The organism is Streptomyces sp. NPDC003016 (genome assembly GCF_053591455.1).
In genome coordinates this window covers 58,898-78,046 of the sequence record NZ_JBSFTV010000025.1, presented here as the reverse complement: position 1 = coordinate 78,046, position 19,149 = coordinate 58,898, and the positions used below count along the sequence as shown (strand labels likewise).

Here is a 19,149-nt window from a genome sequence, read left to right as displayed (position 1 = left end):
GACCTGTTTCGGAATGCGTGGCATTCCGAGAGCATCTCATCCGTGAGCCGCAGCTCAGGAGTTGTCACCAGCGGGGTCGGATGAGCTGGTGAATGGAACCGGTCGAAGCAGTCTAATTGTCACAGGCGAGGCATCCGACTTGTCACACACGCTCATTCAGCAGTCCTTCTGTCACCAGAAGCGAAGATCGAGAGCCTGCGGCTCTTCATGGCGGTTCTATGGGTCATGGCCGTTACACGCGCTGGGTTGGCAACCTTCCCGTGTACCCCAACACGGTTGCGTAGAGGTACTCATTGGACAGGCCCGTAATCTTCGGGTCGCAGAAGACAGGTGATGGAAATGCGAACTGAGGCCGCCAGGCGGGTCGAGCTGGTCTTCTCCCTCTTCGACGCCAATGGCAACGGAGTCATCGACTCCGACGACTTCGACCTGATGACGGGCCGTGTTCTGGAGGCGGCGGCCGCGTCGGACGACGGTGCCAAGGCCGCCATCCGAGCCGCGTTCCGCCGCTACTGGACGACGCTGGCCACGGAACTGGACGCCAACGGCGACGGTGTGATCACCGTGGAGGAGTTCCGTCCGTTCGTGCTCGACCCCGAGCGTTTCGGTCCCACGATCACCGAGTTCGCCGAGGCGCTCGCCGCACTCGGCGACCCCGACGGGGACGGTCTGATCGAGCGCCCCCTCTTCGTGTCGCTGATGACGGCGATCGGCTTCGAGGAGGCGAACATCCACGCGCTCTTCGACGCCTTCGCCCCGGATGCCGAGGACCGCATCACCGTGGCTACGTGGGCCGCCGGCATCGAGGACTACTACGCGCCGGACATGGCCGGGATCCCGGGCGACCATCTGGTGGCTGCCCGGGCCGTCTGACACGGCCCGTCAGCGGCATCCCCGGGCGTGGGCGGCAACCGCTGCGACGGCAACCGAGCCGCCACCTCCATCGGGACGCGTCCCACCGGGCGGGGCCTGCGGCAGGCCCCGCCCTCAGCCCCCGGCGGACGTCGTCGTGAGCGCTGGGAGCGTCATGGCCGGGACTTGTGCGCGAACACCCACCGGTTTCCCTCCAGCGCGTCGTTCGGCTCGGGGAGGGGGCCACGTCGGTGCCGGCGAGTGAAGTCGAAGGGCGTGTACATCGAGGTGGACCAGCCCTTGGCGGTCAGGGCGCCCGCTGAGTCGGGTCGTGGCCCCTTGTCGAAGAGGTGGAGCAGGTCGATGCCGGTCTGTTCTCGCGTCGCCGTGTAGATCGGGCTGTCGCGGTACACCAGCAGATCCTTTTCCAGCTTGGCCTCGAAGGCCAGAGCGCTGCCTTCGCTGGTCAGTTGGTCCACCGTGTCGATGAGGTACGTCTCGGCGGGACCCGGTAGGTAGAAGAGGAGTCCCTCGGCCAGCCAGACGCTCGGTGCGGCCGGGTCGAAGCCGACGGTGGTCAGCGCGTTGACCCAGTCCGCGCGCAGGTCGACCGGTACGGGGACGCGCTTCACCTTCGGGACGGCCGAGAGGTCCGTGAGCACCTGTTGCTTGAAGGCCAGCACGCCGGCTCTGTCGATCTCGAAGACGACGCAGTCGGACGGCAGATCCAGCCGGAAGGCGCGGGTGTCCAACCCAGCTCCCAGCAGGATCACTTGGCGGGCGCTCGCACCGACCGACCGGCGGAGGAAGTCGTCAAGGGCTCTCGTCCGCAGGCCGAAGTAGCGGGCGAACCGCCCCCACAGCGGGTTGTTGTCCCCGTTTGGGACCTGCTCGATGCGCACCGGCCAGTCCGCGCAGGCAGGGGCCGCGCGAACGAAGTGTTCCGCGTAGGCGTCCTGGGCCAAGCTGTCGTGGCGGTGGGTCTCGATCGCCCGTGCCGCGGCGACCAGGAGCGCGGTCAGGCCCACACCTTCGTCCACGCCTTCCACGTCTGTGTGCTGCGGCGTCGTGCCGGCCATGCTTCCTCCGTCGGCGGAAGTGAGGGATGCGAGATGTTCACTTGTCCCATGGGGCGAGTCCTCGGTGCCGGGTGCCTTGCTCATCGGCCTGTCCTCTCCGGGAGCAGGACGGGTTTGACCACACGGCCCGCGTCGCAGTCGCGTTCGGCCTCGTTGATGTCGGCCAGCGGATAGGTGCGGATCAGCTCGTCGAAAGGGAAGCGCCCAGCCTGCCACAGTCCGATCAACCGGGGTATCAGCACTCCGGGCACGGCGTCCCCTTCGCAGATGTGGCGAATGCTGCGGCCTCGGTCGAGCGTGCCCGGTTCGAGGGGCAGCGGGGTGTGGAGGCGTGCCACTAGGCCGAGACTGCCGGTGGGGCGTAGTGCTTGGAGCGCCTTGTTGATGAGCGGGGGTGAGGCCGTGGTGTCCAGGGCGTACTGGGCGCCGCCGTCGGTCAGCCGCCGGAGACGTTCGGGCAGGCAGGGTGAGGCGGCGTGCAGCGGGGTCGCGCCGAACCGCTCGGCCAGAGCGAGCCGCTCAGGATGCCGGTCGACGGCGACGGTCAGTACGCCGGCGGCGGTGGCCGCTATCACCGCGGCCAGGCCCACCGCTCCCGCGCCGAAGACCACGAGGGTGTCGCCGGGGCCTGCACCGAAGGTGTTCAGCACGGCTCCGGCGCCGGTGAGGAAACCGCAGCCGAGGGGCCCGAGCAGTTCGAGCGGTAGTGCGGGGTCGACCCGTACGGCGTTGCGAGCCGGAACGAGTGCGTACTCGGCGAACGAGGACTGCCCGAACCATCGGGGGGCCAGCGCTTTACCGGTCGCGTCGGTGAGCCGCGGCGGTTCCTCCCTGCGCCCTCCGAAGAGGTTGAGCGAAGCGAAGGAGTCGCAGTAGGCGGGGGCCGCGCCGCGGCAGTTCCGGCAGTGTCCGCAGGAGTCGAAGCTCAGCACGACGTGGTCACCGACGCCGATCGCGGTGTCCGGGCCATCTCCCCTGCGCACCACGACCCCGGCACCTTCATGGCCGAGGACTGCCGGCAGAGGGCTCCGGCCGGCGGATCCTCGGACCGCGAGATCGGTCCGGCACATCCCGGAGCCCGCGATCTCGACCAGGATCTCGCCGACGGCGGGCTCTGTCTGCCCAACCACCTCCTCGACCGTGAACGGGTTCTCGTACGAGCGCAGTACGGCCGCCTGGAACCTCATCGTCACGCCTCCTGCGGGCGGTGGACGACGAACGGCCGCAGGTTGCCGTACAGTCCCCACGGTCCACCCGCGACGCCCACACCGCTGTCCTTGACACCTGCAAAGGGCTGGGCGAGGGACAGTTCGGCATGGTGGTTGATCCAGGCCGTGCCACATTCGAGCCGCTCGGCGACCGCCTCGGCCCGATCGAGGTCGGTGCTCCACACGGAGCCGCCCAGTCCGAAACGGGTGCCGTTGGCCGCGTTGACGGCTTCGTCGAGGCTCCGATATGGCAGCACCGGCAGAACCGGTCCGAACTGCTCCCCAGTCACCACCGGATCGTCGGGTGGCACGCCGGTGAGGATCGTGGGAGCGAAGAAGTATCCCGGTCCGTCCAGCCGGTGGCCGCCGGCCGCCGCCCGGCTGCCGGCCACCAGGGCCTGCTGGGTGGCCTGCTCGATTCGGGCCAGCTGGGGGGCGTTGTTGACCGGCCCGAGCTGGGTGTCCGGATCGAGGCCGGACCCGACGACGACGGTCTTCGCGCGGTGGGCGAGGGCCTCGACGACCTCGGCGTGGAGCCGGGCCGGCGCGTAGACGCGTTTGACCGCCATGCAGACCTGCCCGCAGTTGCGAAACGCCGTCCAGAACAGCCGCTCCGCGATCCGGTCCACGTCGACGTCGTCCAGCAGGACGGCCGCGTCATTGCCGCCCAGCTCCAAAGTGACCCGGGCGAGTGAGACCGCCGCTGCTTCGGCGACGGCCCGCCCGGTGGACACCGAACCGGTGAAGGTGACGTGTCGGATGCCCGGATGGGACGCGAGACGGGCACCGAGGGGTTCGCGGCCGGTGACGACGGTCAGCACGTCCTCGGGTAGCACGGTGGCAAGGACGGAACCGAGCAGCCGGGTGGCCAGAGGAGTGAACGGGGAGGGTTTGAGGACCACGGTGTTGCCCGCCGCGAGCGCGGGCGCGAACTTCGCCGCCGCGAGCTGGAGGGGAAAGTTCCACGGCACGATCGCGGCGACGGGCCCGAGGGGACGCCAGCGGATCTCGCTGCGCATCGGCCGGCCGTCGACGATCCGCCGGGTCCGGGGGGCCAGGTCGGCGAAGTAGCGCAGACGGGCCGCAGTCCGGGCGACCTCCGCGTACGACTCGGCCAGGGGCTTGCCCTGTTCCCGGGTGAGCAATCGGGCGAGATCGTCGCCGGCTGTTTCCACGGCATCGGCGGCCAAGCGCAGAGCGGTGATGCGGGCGGCCGGGTCGGCGCGCCAGCCGTGCCAGGCCCGGCGGGACCGGTCGACAACGGCGTCCAGCGCGTCCGGCTGCTGGTCGGGTGCCTCGTCGAAGGCCTCCCCGGTGGCCGGATCGACGACGGGGAAACGCGCGGCCCGGCGTCCGGGGACGCGGTCGGGCTCGGAGGCCGGCATGCCGGCGGTCAGCTCACGGCGGTGACGCCGGCGGTGTACTCCCGGGCATGCCGGTTCATCTCCGCCCGGAAGGCGGCCACCAGATGCGGCCGGATCCGTCCGGCATTGCGGTCGCCGCCCTCGCAGACCGCTCCGCGGACCCCGACGATGTCCGTGCCGATGCGGGTCAGCGGACCGAGGTCGGCCTGCGTGACACTGCCCGCGAGGGCCGCGAGCAGACCGGATGCGTGGGCCAGCCGGACGAACTCGGCGCACAGGTCCGGCGGAACGTGATCGAACAACCGCGTCCCGTCCTTGATCGCGGTGTCGAGCATGGCCGCGTCGGCGCCGGAGCGGGCGGCGATGTCAGGCAGGGCGAGCGGATTGGCGCAGCCGATCCGGTGGGCGTCGGCATAACCCGAGGCGACGACGAGCGCATCGGGGCGGTAGTCCTTCACCGCCCGGACGACCGCGCGCATGACCTCGATGCCCTGATCGGGCGTCGTGCATCCGTAAAGGCCGACCTTGATGTACGTGGCGCCGGAGACGACCGCGCCGAGCGCGGCCTGAGCCACCGTGCCGGGTTTGTACGGGACATCCCCCACCGTCGCGGACACCGGCTTGTCCGCCGGTACCACGTCGCGGATCTCCCGGATGACCCAAGGGAAGTTCGCGCCGAGGGAACCCTCGTCAGGCTTCTTGACGTCGACGATGTCGAGATGCTCCGCCGCCTTCGCGCAATCGAGAGCCTCCTCGACACCGTCCGGGGAGATGAGAAGCAACACCGTGAACTCCTTCCGCCGCCAGTCCGCCCGGCCGAGGGACGGCGGACCGCGGATCACCTGGTTCATGGTTCATGTGCGGTGTGCTCATCATTTCCGTCACCCATCGGAACCGGTAGGGCGCACAGAGTGCCCATTGGGCGCTCACGCTCACGTATGGCGCGCCGTACATAGCGCAGCAAAACGGTCGCATTAGCAATGTTTCGCCCGACTGGCGAACGTCTCGCGAAATAAGTGGCAACTAGTCTGCTTTTGTGACAACTAGGCGTCGTTGTCCTAGCTCAGACATCAGCCGCAAAGTAGCGGGGTAATCACGTGCTCGCCGCCGTGGCGGCCTGTTCGTCGTGTTCACGCAACATCCGCATGACGGTGGCGGGCGAGGGGTGTTGGCCTCTCTTCGCGCCCCTGGTGATGACGAGCCGCTTGGCGATGTCGCGCAGGCTCATCTCCTGGTCGCGTAGGTGCAGGGCCATGGGCAGCATGGATTCGTCCGCGACGCTGGCGCCGCCGATGGTCTTGCCGCGCTTCCGCGCGGACTCGTGACCTTCCAGGGTGCGGTCCCGGGTGTACTCGCGCTCCATACCAGACATGGCCGCGAGTACGGTGAACACGATGCCGGAGGGGTCGTGCGAGCCCTTCAGTTCCCCGGTGAGGAACTCCAGCCCGACGTTGCTAGCCTTCAGCTCCTCGGCGAGCATGGCGAGTTCGATACCGCGGCCGAGTCGCTTGTGTTCGTGGACGACGAGGGTGACAGCGACGCCGGAGGGGCGGATCTCACCAGCAAGCTTTACGGCGGCCTCCAGCTCGGGGCGCTTGGTCGCACGGGTGGAGATCTTCTCCGAGAAGACCCGGGTGACCCCGGCCTCGGCGAGGGAGTCGAGCCGCGCGTAGAGGGACTGCCGGGCGGTCGGGGCGCGGGCGTATCCGAGGCGGACGTGCCCGACCGGTTCGGCGCCGGCGCCTGCGGGACGGGGCAGCTCGGTCCAGGCCGAACCCGGCTTACGTACGGCGGGGGTCGGCACGCTGAGCGCCTTGGCGAGTTGGGGTACGAGGCGGAAGCGGGCGGTGTGGTACTGGATCGCCACCTTGCCCTTGCCGGTGCGGCATGGGGAGCCCGCCGGGCGGCGCAGGTTGACATCGGGCAGGCGTGCGATTCCACGCGCTTGAAGTCGTCGCTCACACCCCAGGCCGTTTCATGAGGGTGTTTCAGACGCCCAGCTGTTTGCAACAACTCATGAAACATGATCGCCGCAGGTGGACCGTCGGGCGGCCGGGTGTTTCACGAGCGACCACCTATGAAACAGAGGCTGCCGGATGGGATAGATGGGCATCCCCCCCTGAAATCCCTCGACCGTCCACAGAGGATGTCAGGCGGCGAACACTTGGGAGTCGTCGGCGAACGCCTTGAACTCCAGGGCGTTGCCGGCAGGGTCGAGCAGGAACATCGTCCACTGCTCGCCGGCCTCGCCCGCGAAGCGCACGTAGGGCTCGATGACGAAGTCGGTGTCCACGGCGCGCAGCCGGTCGGCGAGCCGGTGGAAGGCGTCGACGGTCAGAATCAGCCCGAAGTGCGGTACCGGGACGTCGTGGCCGTCAACCGGGTTGTGTATCCGTTCGGCGCAGGCCGGGGCGAGGTGGGTGACGAACTGGTGGCCGTGCAGGTTCCAGTCCACCCAGGTGTCGGCGCTGCGGCCCTGCTCCAGGCTGAGGGTCCCGCCGTAGAAGCGGCGGGCGGCGTCGAGGTCGTCGACCGGGACGGCGAGGTGGAAGCGGGGAACGGGGGAGGCAAGATCGGACATGGGCCTGGTGTTCCTTCCGTGCGGCGTGGAGTGCCTGGTGCTTACCAGTTCTGACGGGTGGGGGAAATGATCAGGTCGTCGACGGTGACGCCGGCGGGCTGGTCGAGGGCGTAGACGACGGCGTCGGCAATGGCCTCGGGGCTGATGCCGATGGTGTTGAGCTCCTGGGCGGCCTTGCGTCCGGCGAGGTCGGTGACCTTGTCGGCCCAGCCGGTGTCGATGACGCCTGGGCTGATCGTGGACGCCTTGATGCCTTCGCGGACGCCGAGTTCCTTACGCATGGACTCGGTCATGGCCTGCACGAAGAATTTCGTCGCGCTGTAGACACCGGCGCCGTCGCCGACCTGGTGGCCGGCCACCGAGTCCATGTTCAGGATGTGGCCGGACTTCTGGCGGAGCATCACGGGCAGGACGGCGTGGACGCCGTTGAGGTAGCCGCGGATGTTCACGTCGAGTATCCGGTTCCAGTCGTCGAGCGCGCGGTCCTTCCAGCACGAGAAGAGCATCAGTCCGGCGCTGTTGATGAGGACGTCGATACGCCCGTAGGTGTCGACGGCGAAGTCGGCCAGCGCGTGCATGTCGGTGACGTCGGCGAGCCGGGCGGCGGCAGTGCCGCCGGCCTTCTCGATGTCGGTGACCAGCTGGCCGAGGTCTTCCTGGCCGCGGGCGGCGGCGACGATCTTGGCGCCGTGGGCGGCGAGGGCCTTGGCGCTGACGGCGCCGATGCCGGAGGAGGCGCCGGTGATGACGACGACCTTGTCCTGAAGGTGGTTCAGGGGGAGCTCCCGGTGCGGTGGTTCAGCGCGCCTTCCCTGGTGAGGGCGGCGCGGCGGAGGCTGTGGCGGTACGGAGTGGGGGGTCAGTGCTTGCGGCGTGTGACGGCGTAGGCGTACTGGTCCGGCCAGGTCGGCTCGGCGTCGAGCGTGAGCGCGGCGTGCTGGGCCCAGTAGGGGTTGCGGAGCAGTTCACGACCGAGGAAGACCGCGTCGGCCTGCCCGCTGGTGAGGATGTCCTGCGCCTGCTGCGGTTCGGTGATGATGCCGACGGCGGCGGTGGGGATGCCGGTGGACTGGCGGGCCTGGGTGGCGAAGGGGACCTGGTAGTTGGGTCCGGCGACGATCTTGGCGTCGCGGACCATGCCGCCGGTGGACACGTCGAGCAGGTCGACGGCGCGGGCCTGGAGTTCCTTGGCGAGGCGGACGGTGTCGTCCCCGGTCCAGCCCTTGCGGGTGTCCTCGGGGTTCTCGGTCAGCCAGTCGGTGGCCGAGGTGCGGAAGAACACCGGCAGGTCCTCGGGCCACACCGTGCGGACCGTTTCGACGACCTCCAGGGCGAAGCGGATGCGGTTCTCGAAGCTGCCGCCGTAGGCGTCGGTGCGGTGGTCGGAGGCCGGGGAGAGGAAGGAGTTGATCAGGTAGCCGTGGGCGCCGTGCACCTCGGCGACCTGGAATCCGGCGGCCAGCGCGCGCCTCGCGGAGTCGCGTACCAACTGCTGGATCTCCTCCACGGTCAGCTCGTGCGGGCCAGCGAGTCCGTCGTAGGCGATCGCGCTGGGGGCGACGGGCTGCCAGCCGCCCTCGGACTCGGTCAGGTAGCGGTCGGACAGCCAGGGCTTGTCCACCGACGCCTTGCGGCCGGCGTGCGCGAGCTGGATGGCCGGGACGGCACCATGGGCCTTGATGGCCGCGGTGAGGCGGGTGAACGACTCCTGCTGGCGGTCGTTCCACAGGCCAAGGTCCCAGGGGCTGATGCGCCCGTCGGGTCGGACGCCGGTGGCCTCGGCCATGACCAGGCCCGCGCCTCCCGCGCCGCCCGCGGCGCGGGAGGCCAGGTGGGTGAGGTGGAAGTCGGTCGGCGCACCGGTGTCCGGGCCTTCGGGGGCGGCGGAGTACATGCACATCGGGGACATCCACACCCGGTTGGGTATCGACAGGGATCGCAGGGTGAGGGGGGTGAACAGGGAACTCATGCGGGGGCGCTTCTTTCGTGATCGGTGATCCGTGATCGGTGTCGTCGGACGGGGCGGCTGCCGTCCGGTGTCAGGCGAGGAGCGTGTGGAGGCCCGCGAGGGCGGGGGAGTAGGCCGCTTCGAGGACCGTGGCGGCTTCCTGGGCGCTGGTGCCCTCGGCCGGGTCGAAGGTGGCGTGCCAGCTGAGGAAGGCGCCGCCGGTGTCGGCGACGGGCTGGACGTGCAGCGTCGAACGGTAGCCGCGGACTGGCAACGGTGCCTCGACGATCTTGTAACTCAGCTTCCGGTCGACCTCGTCCAGGCCTACGAGCCGTTCCCGGTAGATGCTGCCGTCCACCCCGGTGAGAAGGCGGACCGCACCGGGGGTGAGCCCGTTGCCGCCCCTGGTGATCTCGCTCGCCCGGATGGCCGGGTGCAGTCGGGCAGGCCGTTGAACTGCCGGACGACTGCCCATGTCTCGTCTGCGAAGCTGGTGAAGACGGAGCTCCAGTACGCCTGTGCCATCAGGCGGGCAGACGGGTGTCGAGGACGAAGTTGGTCTCGATGAGCTGGCCGGGGAAGAACAGGTGGACCACGCCGATGGTGCCTTCCGCCGGATCATGGGGAGCGGGGAGGTATGGCTCGCGGAGGCTGCCGATCGTGTGGCCGGGGCCTGGGAGCTCTGGTGGGAGGACGAGGACGCCTGGGGGCCGCAGCCGCCGACGGCCGGCTACGTGCACCGGCTGATGGTGGACTGCAGAAGTGTCCCGCCCGGGACAGGGCGGCAGCTTCTGCGTGTCGCGGAGCGACGCGTGACCGAGGCGGGCCGACCGTTGGTTCGTCTGGACTGCCTGGCCACCAAGACACGCCTGACGGCGTACTACCTCAACGCCGGCTATCGCGTTGTGGGACGCAAGGAGGGTAAACCGCAGCCGGGCGGTATGCCCAAGTCGTTCATGCTCCTCGAAAAGTCCGTACGGGATGAGTTGAGGTAGGCCAAGCGGCGAGGGCCTCAAGACGCTCAACGAGCCGGCCGCGTGCGAAGCGGGCTCCGACGCGGACGAGGCCAACGAGGGTGGAATCCGTTCACGGCCCCGCCTGCGGGCCTGGGCAGACTCGACGATCTTGAAGACCATGGCCAGGGCGGCGGCCGCACTGCCGACGCGGGTAAGACCCGGTGCCCGGAGACGCCCCAGCCGACGGCGATCAGCGTCTCGCGGCTGCCCCCACCCGGCAGAGAAAGACCAACCGATCCACGGGTGCCCGCGTTGGACGCGGTGGAGCTTCCCGGCGACGGCCGTCGCGGCCGTCCGGGCGACGGTGGTGGTGCGGCCGACGTGCTGAAGGCGTCCCTCCCCGTCTACCTGCCGAGCAGCAGCGCCCGAAGAGCGGACAGGGGGCCCACAACCGCGCCGACGACCGCCTCCGTCGTCTCGCTCGCGCACGACGTTCGCCTCGATGGTCGACGGGCACAGCGCTCACGGCGTGGACAGCCGCTGTGCGGCGAACATGGACTCCAGCGCGGCCCTGCGCCGCTGGTACGGCCACACGGTGGTGTCGGTCCCGGACAGCCGCGGCAGATCGAACGCGACGAAGTGCGCCGGCCACTCCCTCGCGGCCCGGGCCGCGCTGGAACCGCGCCGGGCGAGCCTGCCCCGCAGTCGCTGGAAGGCAAGTCGCCCAGCGGCGTCCCAGACAATCAGATCGCTGTCCAGCGCGGTGGCGTCGGAGAGTTGCGTGGCTCCGGCCACGATCTCCGGAAACGTCGGCGCCATCTCAGAGCCGCGCCTTGAGCTTGTTGTTTAACGTCTGGCGTCGAACGCGGCTCGAACTTGATCAGAGTTTTCGCAGTTCGGCGGACGTGTGGGCGGCCTTCGCTTGATCCTGTGCTCCGTCACAGAGTGGATCAGCGCGAAGGCCGTGGTCATGAGTGCGGTGTACGAGGGTGTCGGGCGGGATGCGTTCGCGGAAGTGTCGCGCTTCCGGTCGGAGTTGTACGCGTGCATGACCGCGCGGGGCGACGCGCTGTTCGAGTTATGCGACGCCTTGCTGTGCTCGGACGGGCCGGTGCGGACGCTGGTCGACCTTGCCCTCACGCCCGAGCACCGGCGCGGCCACGGAGCCCTCTATGGCGGCCTCAACCACGGGCGGATAGACGTCGCCCGGCTGCGTCGTGCGCTGGCTGGGTTTCCGCTGCCCAGGGCTGCGGACGGCCGGCTGGTGCTGGCCGCGGACGTCTCGCCATGGCTGCGGCCGGACGCCAACACCTGCCCGGACCGGTCGTTCTGCCACACCTTCGGCCGGGGAGAGGGTAAGCACCAAATGGTGCCGGGCTGGCCGTACTCGATCGTGGCCGCACTGGAGACCGGCCGCACCTCTTGGACCGCGCTGCTGGACGCGGTCCGGCTGGAGCCCGGCGCCGACGTCGCCGCGGTGACCACCGCCCAGATCCGTGAGGTCGTCGAACGGCTCATCGCCGCCGGCCAGTGGAAGGAAGGCGACCCGCACGTCCTGGTCGTGCTCGATGCCGGATACGACGCCCCGCGCATCGCTCATCTCTTGACCGGACTGCCCGTCGAGATCCTCGGTCGGCTCCGCTCCGACCGCGTGATGCGCCGACCGACCCCTCCACGGATCTACGACCCCAAGGGTGACCGACCGCCCAAGCACGGCGGCGAGTTCATCTTCGGCGACCCTGACAGCTGGGGCACAGCGCAGGCCGTCACCGTCACCGACACTCGCCTCTACGGCAAGGCCACCGCGCAGGCCTGGGACCGGCTGCACCCTCGGCTGACCCGCCGGGCGGCCTGGCTCGACCACGACGGGCCACTGCCCATCATCGAGGGCACCGTCATCCGCCTGGTCGTGGAGAAACTTCCGTCCGGCGGGGTGAACAAGCCAGTGTGGATGTGGTGGTCCAGCACCGGCGCCACCGCGGCGGATGTCGACCGCTGCTGGCAGGCGTTCCTCCGACGCTTCGACCTCGAGCACACATTCCGCCTGCTCAAGCAGACCCTCGGCTGGACCCGGCCACGGCTCCGCAGCTCGGAAGCAGCCGACCGCTGGACCTGGCTCGTCATCGCCGCCCACGCCCAGCTCCGGCTCGCCCGTCCGCTCGCCACCGACCTCCGGCGCCCCTGGGAGAAGCCGGCCGAACCGAACAAGCTCACCCCGGCCCGTGTCCGCAGAGGGTTCAGAAACCTGCACGCGAAGACCGGCTCACCAGCCGGTGCACCGAAACCGTCCAGGCCCGGACCCGGCCGGCCAACCGGGTCGAAGAACCGACACCCGGCCACTCGCCACGATGTCGGCCGGGTCCTGGCCACAGGCCAGTCCTACAGCCGCCCCACCCACCACAAAACCGGGACCAAACCGAGACGCACAGGATGAACTGCAGCCTCAGCGCAGGGGGAATTGTGCAAGGCGCTGGTCCCATTCCTCTGCTGCCCGGACCAGCTCTGCCTGGTCTGTCTCGACCTCGATCACGTATTGATAGAGATCCAGGTTCTCGTCCTGCCGCCGGGGAGGCGCGGCCTCAAGCGAGAGGTGGACCCGCAGCACTCCCGTGCCGTCGTGCCACCGGACCTGGCTGAAGGCGAGGACCGGTTCGAGGAAGGAAAGATCCGGGACAAGGTGCCCTTCCGGGTCCGGCTTCGCGTCCGGCTTACGCCCGTCTGCGACAGCACGCAACCATGAGGACAACTCTCGAGCCTCGTCGACCAGCAGACACGAGTCCGTGAAGGACCAGTTGGCCGCCGGAGTGGTGACTTCGGCCCCAATGACGAGCCAGTTGTCGTCCCAGCGGTCACCACTGGCCACTGGAAACTGGTAACGGAGCGGCCGCAGGCCGATGCCGCCTGCTCGATCAGTAAGTCGCACTGCCGAAGGATGCCACGTCCCGCAGCACCCGCCGGACGTTAAACGACAAGGTGAGTGCCTGTTTCTGATCCCCGGCTCTGAGCAGCGCTGGGCATGCTGGCGTGGTGTCCCAGGGTGCGGCCTTGTGGATCTTTAACCGGGCTGGGCACGTCGGCAGGTTCCGGTGAAGACGCGGCCGAGTTGGTCGTCCAGCGCGGCGAGGATCGCCGGTTTCGGTGTGCCGTCGGGGTCGATGTGCATGTGCAGGGCAAGTCCTTCGGTGTACGCAACGATTTGCAGGGCCTGGTCAGCCGCGTCGATTTCCTGAGCGACCTCTCCGCATACCGTGCCATTGCCGATGGCCTGGGCGACGCGTGAGCGGATGCCCACGAGGGTCTCTCTCTGGACGGCGGCCAGGTGGGCGTTGTGCGCGGCCTGGTCTGCAAAGGCGAGACGGACCAGGAACTCGGCGCGGCGGGCGTCGTCCAGCGGCATGAGCTCGGCCAGCGCCTGCCGCAGCATCTCGGCGATGGTGCAGCCCTCGGCCTCGCCTCGGTTCACCAGCTCGTCCACCCGTGCGGTGAAACGCCCGTTGACGCGCGTGAACGTGGCCAGCAGCATCTCGTCCTTTGCCGTGAAGTAGTGCTGCACCAGGCCGACGGACATGCCCGCTTCTGCGGCGGTCCGCGCCACGGTCACGGCGGTGAGGCCGTGTCGCACGATCAGGCGTTGGACGGCGTCGGTGATCTGCCCGTGTCGGGCGTCATGGTCGGCAACTCTCGGCACGTGAGGACGGTATCGCATGCTATAACCGTACGTCTATATTACTACCGGAGAGGGTCCTTGTGATGATCCGGCGAAGCTCAACCCGCTTGTTAGCCCTGGGGCTTGCTCTTGCTCTCCTGCTGCCACCCGGTATGGCCACCGCGGGCCAGGCCAGTGACGGACAGACGGCCGGCAGCCGCCGTGACTTGGCCCTGCAGGCCCTGGCCGACCAGGTGGTGGCGGACCCGAACCCCAACCCAGGCGCTTTCCTGCTCGCCCGACGTGGTTCAGACGACCGCTTCGGCGCGGCTGGCGTCACCGACCGTTCCGCCGGCACGCCGATGACACCGGACCTGAAGTTCCGCACCGGGAGCGTCACGAAAACTTTCACCGCAACGGTCGTCCTGCAACTCGTCGCCGAGCACCGGTTGCGACTCGACGACACCGTGCAGAACCTGTTGCCCGACCAGGTCCGCACCGACAACGCACTGTCCGGTGCGCCCGTCACTGTCCGCCAGCTGCTCAACCACACGAGCGGGCTGTACGACTACATCGAGGGGCTGCTTCCCCACTTCCGCAGGCTCGACCAGTACTGGCCCCGCGACCAGCTGATCAGCATCGGTCTTGCCCAGCCCCGGTACTTCCCAGCTCCCGGCACCCGGTTCCGCTGCTCCAACACCAACTACTTGCTACTCGACCTGATCGTCGAACGGATCACCGACCGCGACCTGCGCACCAACCTCGAACGCCGCATCTTCGCCCCCCTCGGGCTGCGCGACACTTCGTACCCGCTGGCACAGACCGCCATCGACGGAGCCCATGTACTCGGCTACGCGGACATCTCGCTCCTGTTGCCGAACGCGCCGGACGCAACCCGGTTCGACGTCACCGCGTTCAGCCCATCCGAGGCTGGCGCATCGGGCGCCCTCGTCTCGACTGCGGCCGACATCGCACGCTTCTACCGGGCCCTGCTGCAAGGATATCTCCTGCCCCCAGACATGCTTCGTCGGATGTTCACCGGGACGGTCCCCACAACCGGCAGCGCCCCGCCCGCTGTCGCCTACGGACTGGGTGTCTACGTCTACGCCACCAGTTGCGGTCGTGCGTACGGCCACGGCGGCAGCGCATCCGGTTACCTGACCTTCGCCCTCAACAGCCGCGACGGGCGCGACCAACTCGTTGCCCACACCAACTGGAACTCGTTCGCCGACACCGGGATCGACGAGCACTTCTGGGCTGCCTTCCAGCTGGGTTACTGCGGAAGGCCTGGGTAGATCCCATCGGAGCCAGATAGTAAGACCATGCCCTACATGGTCAGTTGGTCGTTGTGTTCGCCATGGGGAGCGGACAGTGGGGATGGATCGTTCCGGACGGGCTGTGGGAGATAGCGAGGCCGTTATTGCCGCCGGTGAGGGTGTGGCCCCAAGGGGGCGGCGTTGCGAACATCGATGATGAGGCAGTCTTCGCGGCGATCATCTACGTCCTGGTCAGTGGCTGCGCCTGGCGGGTATTGCCGCCGTGCTTCGGGGCGTCGAAGTCGACCGTGCACCGCCGGTTCGTCATCTGGTCGAGAGCCGGGGTGTGGGGCCGACTGCATCAGAAGATGCTCCAGCTCCTGGATGAACGGGACTTGATCGACCTGTCCCGGGCGGTCCTGGACTCCGCGCACGTCCGCCCTAAAAAAGGGGCGAACTTGCAGGTCCGAGCCCCGTGGACCGGGGCAGGCCAGGTTCCAGGATGCACGTCCTGTCCGACGCGGACGGACTGCCCCTACGCGTCGGGTTCTCCGCGGCCAACACCCACGACAGCCAGGCCCTGAAGCCGATGCTGTCCCATTTCCACATGGGACACGAATCCCACGCGACCGAATCCAAACCGGTCTGCCTGCATGCCGACAAGGCGTACGACGTCCCCCACCTGCGGCGATGACTCTGGGGCAAACGCATCGGGGTCCGCATCGCACGCAAGGGCATCGAGTCCAGCGAACGACTCGGCCGACGCAGATGGGTCATCGAACGCACCATGTCCTGGCTGACCGGCTACCGCCGCCTCAATCACCGCTACGAACGCCACCCCCGCAACTACCTGGCCTTTCTCGGACTCGCAGCCGCCCTCTGCTGCTACAAACGGTTCCTCAAACTGACCATGTAGGACACGGTCTTAGGGCGATGCACAGTTTGCCTATAAGGTATAGGCACATGCCTGCTTGTCGTAGGCAGACTGGGAGAAGGTGATGGTTGTGGTTCGAGCAGGACTGAGCCCGGAGCGGCTGACGCTCGCTGGTGCGGAACTCGCCGATGAGGCCGGTTTCGGCCAGGTGACCCTGTCCGCGCTCGCCCGGCGTTTCGACGTGAAGCCGGCGAGCCTGTACGCGCATGTGAAGAACTCCCACGATCTCAAGACCCGGATCGCGCTGTTCGCGCTGGAGGAGCTCGCCGACCGGGTCGCCGACGCCGTGGCCGGGCGCGCGGGGAAGGACGCCCTGACGGCCTTCGCGAACGCCTACCGGGACTACGCCCGGGTGCACCCCGGCCGGTACGAAGCAGCGCGCTACCGGCTCGACCCGCAGACCGCCGCGGCCAGCGCCGGCGTCCGGCACGCGCAGATGACTCGGGCGATCTTGCGTGGCTACGAGCTGGCTGAGCCGGACCAGACGCACGCGGTCCGCATGCTGGGCAGCGTCTTCCACGGCTACGCCTCCCTGGAGGCAGCCGGCGGCTTCGACCACACCGGCATCGCCGCGCAGCAGTCCTGGGCCTGGACCCTGGACTGCCTCGACACCGCATTGCGAAGCCGGTCCACCCCCTGACCGGTCGCGTCACCCGCGACGGCTTCTCCATACCGACCCGGCAACACCCCACCCCAGAATGAAAAGGCTTGAGGCAATGAGCACCGAACAGAAACTGATCACCACCCCCATCACCGCCGACTTCCTGCACGGACACCTCGACGTGGAAGCGACTGCCCACGGCCTGCTGCCGCACCGGCTGCCTGCCCGGGCGCGCTGCCAGATCCCCGATGACCTGCTGGCCGTGGCCGAGGCGCAGCCCTCCGGTGTCCGGCTGGCCTTCCGTACGAGCGCCACCACCATCCGCCTGGACACCCTGCCGACCAAACGCGTCTACCAGGGCTTCCCGCCCCAGCCGGACGGCGTCTACGACCTCCTGGTCGACGGCCGCCTCACTGCCCAGGCCACCGTGGACGGCGGGAACCTGCGCACCATCACCGACATGCAGACCCAGACCGCGGAATTCACCCCGGGCCCCGTCGGCACCGCCCACTTCACCGACCTCCCCACCGGCGAGAAGGACATCGAGATCTGGCTCCCACACGCGGAGATCACCGAGGTCGTCGCCCTGCGCAGCGACGCCCCCGTCGAGCCGGCCCCGAAGACCGGGCGCCGGGTGTGGCTGCACCACGGCAGCTCCATCAGCCACGGATCCAACGCCGTCTTCCCCAGCACCATCTGGCCCGCGCTGGCCGCCTCCGCAGGCGATGTGGAGCTGATCAACCTCGGATTCAGCGGCAGCGCACTGGTCGACCCCTTCACCGCCCGCGCGATGCGCGACACCCGCGCAGACCTGATCAGCCTCAAGCTCGGCATTAACGTCGTCAACGGGGACACCATGCGCCTGCGCGCCTTCGCCCCCGCCATCCACGGCTTCCTCGACACCATCCGCGAGGGCCACCCCGCAATCCCCTTGCTCCTGGTCTCCCCTGTCTTGTGTCCGACCCACGAGAACACCCCCGGACCTCTCATGCCGGACCTCTCCAGTGGAACCCTGAAGTTCAAGGCCACCGGCGATCCGGTCGAGACCGCCGCCGGACGGCTGACGCTCACGATCGTCCGCGACGTCCTGGCCGACATCGTCAAGCAGCGGTGCGCCGAGGACCCCAACCTCCACTACCTCGACGGACTCGACCTCTACGGCGAGAGCGACCACGACGAGTTCCCCCTGCCGGACGCGATCCACCCCAGCCCCGAAGGACACCGCCGCATCGGCGAGAACTTCGCCAAGCTCGTCTTCGCAAACAACGGGCCCTTCGCCATCACGACTGGCTGACCCGGACACCCGTGACCGGCGGGGAGAGGGAGATGGCTGGCTCCCCCGTACCGCACCACCCCGTAGGCGAACAGGACTCGGCCACACATTCTGGGAGTTACCCCTCCTCCTCACCGTCCTCGGGCGCATCTGGATCACGTCATCGCGAAGACGCTCGGCTATCACGACAAGACAGCCACCCGCCTGGTCACCGAAGCCGGAGGAACATGGTCCACCTGGGCCTGGGCGCCCGGGACCACCTCGAACCGGCGGTGCAGACCCGCCAGTTCGCTCGGACTGATGCCGAGTTCCTCGGCGATCCGCGGCCGGGCCTCCTGCAGATAGATCTTCACCCGCTGGTAGTTGATGGTGACCCCGTACTCCGGCACCAGGCGTTCATGGATCACCGACGCCTTCAGCAGGATCTCCGACCGGAGCATCGCGTCGATGAGCGGAGCGACCTCATCGACCGCCCGCCGATGCTGGCGAGCATCCGCCGTCCGCTTCGTCGGCGCGACGGGAGCCTCGCCCGACAAGCGCTTCGTGACCGTGCGGCGGTTCAGCCCGGTCTCCTTCGCGATCTCCCGCAGGCTCATCGCGCCGGACTCATACAGACCGCGAAACCGCCTCAATTCCAGCCATCAATGCGGATCCAAGACCACGTCAGCCGCCCCTCTGCCACCCCAAAACCGACGACAGAAGACTCGCGGCACCCACCCGTCACCGCATCAACTTTGGTGCACTCTCATCCGTACGAGGTGGTGCACGTCCACTTATACGCTGACACACCTCGGCATGCCCGACTTCCGCCGCGATGCCGGGCGAAGCAGCGCTGAGCTTGAAAGCTGAGGCCGGCTGGTCGTCGGCCAGCGAAAGCCGGGCCGCTCATGGAGTGGGGCCTGGCAGGATGCCCGGATGGAGAGCTTGGATGAAATCGCGCCGTTGCTGGGATCACTGGCGGCATCGAGCCATGTCTACTCCAGGTGCGGAGCGATATCCGAGACCACCATCGCGGAGCAGGTCTTCGACCTCGTCATGATCGCGCAGAACGACTGGGCCCATCAGGCCGTCGCGGGCGCGGTCGGCCCCGCGTCTGCCCGTGAGATCGAGGCAGCGTTTGAGCCCGTCGACGCGGCGGGAGCCATCGAGTTGATGACCGACCTGTCGGCCTTCGATCTCGTCTACTCGCGGATCGTTTTCCGGAACCGTGATCACGCGAAGCGGGCGGCCACGCGGGTAGCGAAGCTGCTTGGCCCGGGCGCCAGTTGGGTCACGAACATGGAGGGCATCGGCAACGGCCGCGCGTGGACGCCCGTCACCCGACACGGCATCGATGTCGTCGTTGTCGGAACGAACAGCGAGCAGTTCGCGATACTGCTCGCGCTGGGTGACGACTAGCGGGAGCCAGGCCCCTCACCTGGGCTGATGGCCAGCCTGGCCGGACGATCAGG

18 protein-coding genes and 3 pseudogenes are annotated in these 19,149 nt (G+C 68.6%); 8 read left to right on the top strand and 13 right to left on the bottom strand.

The genetic code is table 11. The features are described 5' to 3' along the window. Positions 1-339 precede the first annotated feature (339 nt). Positions 340-873, top strand: a complete 534-nt coding sequence (locus ACWDZ4_RS21875) for an EF-hand domain-containing protein (RefSeq protein WP_451510076.1) — start codon at positions 340-342, stop codon at positions 871-873. Between the two features lie 152 nt (positions 874-1,025). Here the strand turns inward: ACWDZ4_RS21875 and ACWDZ4_RS21870 are convergent, their stop codons facing one another. The 9 genes from ACWDZ4_RS21870 to ACWDZ4_RS21830 form a co-directional block, all read right to left on the bottom strand. Beyond that, positions 1,026-1,931: an SAM-dependent methyltransferase gene (locus tag ACWDZ4_RS21870; protein ID WP_451510075.1), complete on the bottom strand. Its 906-nt coding sequence runs from the start codon at positions 1,929-1,931 to the stop codon at positions 1,026-1,028. An 80-nt stretch (positions 1,932-2,011) separates the two neighbouring features. Next, on the bottom strand, positions 2,012-3,118 hold the full coding sequence (locus ACWDZ4_RS21865) for an NAD(P)-dependent alcohol dehydrogenase (protein WP_451510074.1): 1,107 nt from the start codon (positions 3,116-3,118) through the stop codon (positions 2,012-2,014). A 2-nt stretch (positions 3,119-3,120) separates the two neighbouring features. Beyond that, positions 3,121-4,524, bottom strand: a complete 1,404-nt coding sequence (locus ACWDZ4_RS21860; RefSeq protein ID WP_451510073.1) for an aldehyde dehydrogenase family protein — start codon at positions 4,522-4,524, stop codon at positions 3,121-3,123. An 8-nt stretch (positions 4,525-4,532) separates the two neighbouring features. Next, positions 4,533-5,288, bottom strand: a complete 756-nt coding sequence (locus ACWDZ4_RS21855; protein WP_451510120.1) for a (5-formylfuran-3-yl)methyl phosphate synthase — start codon at positions 5,286-5,288, stop codon at positions 4,533-4,535. A gap of 308 nt (positions 5,289-5,596) precedes the next feature. Then, positions 5,597-6,370, bottom strand: coding sequence for a recombinase family protein (locus ACWDZ4_RS21850; protein ID WP_451510072.1), 774 nt, complete (start codon positions 6,368-6,370; stop codon positions 5,597-5,599). 282 nt (positions 6,371-6,652) lie between these two features. After that, on the bottom strand, positions 6,653-7,084 hold the full coding sequence (locus tag ACWDZ4_RS21845; RefSeq protein WP_451510071.1) for a VOC family protein: 432 nt from the start codon (positions 7,082-7,084) through the stop codon (positions 6,653-6,655). Between the two features lie 41 nt (positions 7,085-7,125). Then, positions 7,126-7,830, bottom strand: coding sequence for an SDR family oxidoreductase (locus ACWDZ4_RS21840; protein WP_451510119.1), 705 nt, complete (start codon positions 7,828-7,830; stop codon positions 7,126-7,128). 113 nt (positions 7,831-7,943) lie between these two features. Further along, complete coding sequence (locus ACWDZ4_RS21835) at positions 7,944-9,053, bottom strand: NADH:flavin oxidoreductase/NADH oxidase (protein ID WP_451510070.1); 1,110 nt, start codon at positions 9,051-9,053, stop codon at positions 7,944-7,946. 70 nt (positions 9,054-9,123) lie between these two features. Then, on the bottom strand, positions 9,124-9,507 hold the full coding sequence (locus ACWDZ4_RS21830) for an SRPBCC family protein (protein WP_451510069.1): 384 nt from the start codon (positions 9,505-9,507) through the stop codon (positions 9,124-9,126). 100 nt (positions 9,508-9,607) lie between these two features. On the opposite strand from ACWDZ4_RS21830, the pseudogene ACWDZ4_RS21825 reads away from it, so the two are divergent. Further along, a pseudogene (locus tag ACWDZ4_RS21825) lies at positions 9,608-10,027 on the top strand (GNAT family N-acetyltransferase); the annotation flags it as partial. 483 nt (positions 10,028-10,510) lie between these two features. Here the strand turns inward: ACWDZ4_RS21825 and ACWDZ4_RS21820 are convergent. Further along, positions 10,511-10,816: pseudogene (locus ACWDZ4_RS21820) on the bottom strand (ATP-dependent DNA ligase); the annotation flags it as partial. Between the two features lie 142 nt (positions 10,817-10,958). Here ACWDZ4_RS21820 and ACWDZ4_RS21815 point away from each other — a divergent pair. Continuing rightward, positions 10,959-12,422: an NF041680 family putative transposase gene (locus ACWDZ4_RS21815; protein WP_451510068.1), complete on the top strand. Its 1,464-nt coding sequence runs from the start codon at positions 10,959-10,961 to the stop codon at positions 12,420-12,422. A 9-nt stretch (positions 12,423-12,431) separates the two neighbouring features. Here ACWDZ4_RS21815 and ACWDZ4_RS21810 read toward each other — a convergent pair whose 3' ends face one another. Further along, positions 12,432-12,911 carry a WapI family immunity protein gene (locus ACWDZ4_RS21810; RefSeq protein WP_451510067.1) on the bottom strand — a complete coding sequence of 160 codons (480 nt, stop codon included), beginning with the start codon at positions 12,909-12,911 and terminating at the stop codon, positions 12,432-12,434. Between the two features lie 132 nt (positions 12,912-13,043). Then, complete coding sequence (locus ACWDZ4_RS21805; RefSeq protein WP_451510066.1) at positions 13,044-13,676, bottom strand: TetR/AcrR family transcriptional regulator; 633 nt, start codon at positions 13,674-13,676, stop codon at positions 13,044-13,046. A 62-nt stretch (positions 13,677-13,738) separates the two neighbouring features. Here ACWDZ4_RS21805 and ACWDZ4_RS21800 point away from each other — a divergent pair, with 62 nt between their 5' ends. The 4 genes and pseudogenes from ACWDZ4_RS21800 (at position 13,739) to ACWDZ4_RS21785 (ending at position 17,719) form a co-directional block, all read left to right on the top strand. Continuing rightward, on the top strand, positions 13,739-14,929 hold the full coding sequence (locus ACWDZ4_RS21800) for a serine hydrolase domain-containing protein (protein WP_451510065.1): 1,191 nt from the start codon (positions 13,739-13,741) through the stop codon (positions 14,927-14,929). 62 nt (positions 14,930-14,991) lie between these two features. Beyond that, a pseudogene (locus ACWDZ4_RS21795) lies at positions 14,992-15,806 on the top strand (IS5 family transposase). A gap of 88 nt (positions 15,807-15,894) precedes the next feature. Continuing rightward, positions 15,895-16,464 carry a TetR/AcrR family transcriptional regulator gene (locus tag ACWDZ4_RS21790; protein WP_451510064.1) on the top strand — a complete coding sequence of 190 codons (570 nt, stop codon included), beginning with the start codon at positions 15,895-15,897 and terminating at the stop codon, positions 16,462-16,464. A 76-nt stretch (positions 16,465-16,540) separates the two neighbouring features. Further along, positions 16,541-17,719: a GDSL-type esterase/lipase family protein gene (locus ACWDZ4_RS21785; RefSeq protein WP_451510063.1), complete on the top strand. Its 1,179-nt coding sequence runs from the start codon at positions 16,541-16,543 to the stop codon at positions 17,717-17,719. A gap of 161 nt (positions 17,720-17,880) precedes the next feature. On the opposite strand, the gene ACWDZ4_RS21780 is transcribed toward ACWDZ4_RS21785, so the two are convergent. Next, positions 17,881-18,294 (bottom strand): hypothetical protein, encoded by a 414-nt coding sequence (locus ACWDZ4_RS21780; RefSeq protein ID WP_451510062.1) that lies wholly within the window; start codon positions 18,292-18,294, stop codon positions 17,881-17,883. Positions 18,295-18,613: 319 nt separating this feature from the next. On the opposite strand from ACWDZ4_RS21780, the gene ACWDZ4_RS21775 reads away from it, so the two are divergent. Further along, complete coding sequence (locus ACWDZ4_RS21775) at positions 18,614-19,096, top strand: hypothetical protein (RefSeq protein ID WP_451510061.1); 483 nt, start codon at positions 18,614-18,616, stop codon at positions 19,094-19,096. Positions 19,097-19,149: the final 53 nt, after the last annotated feature.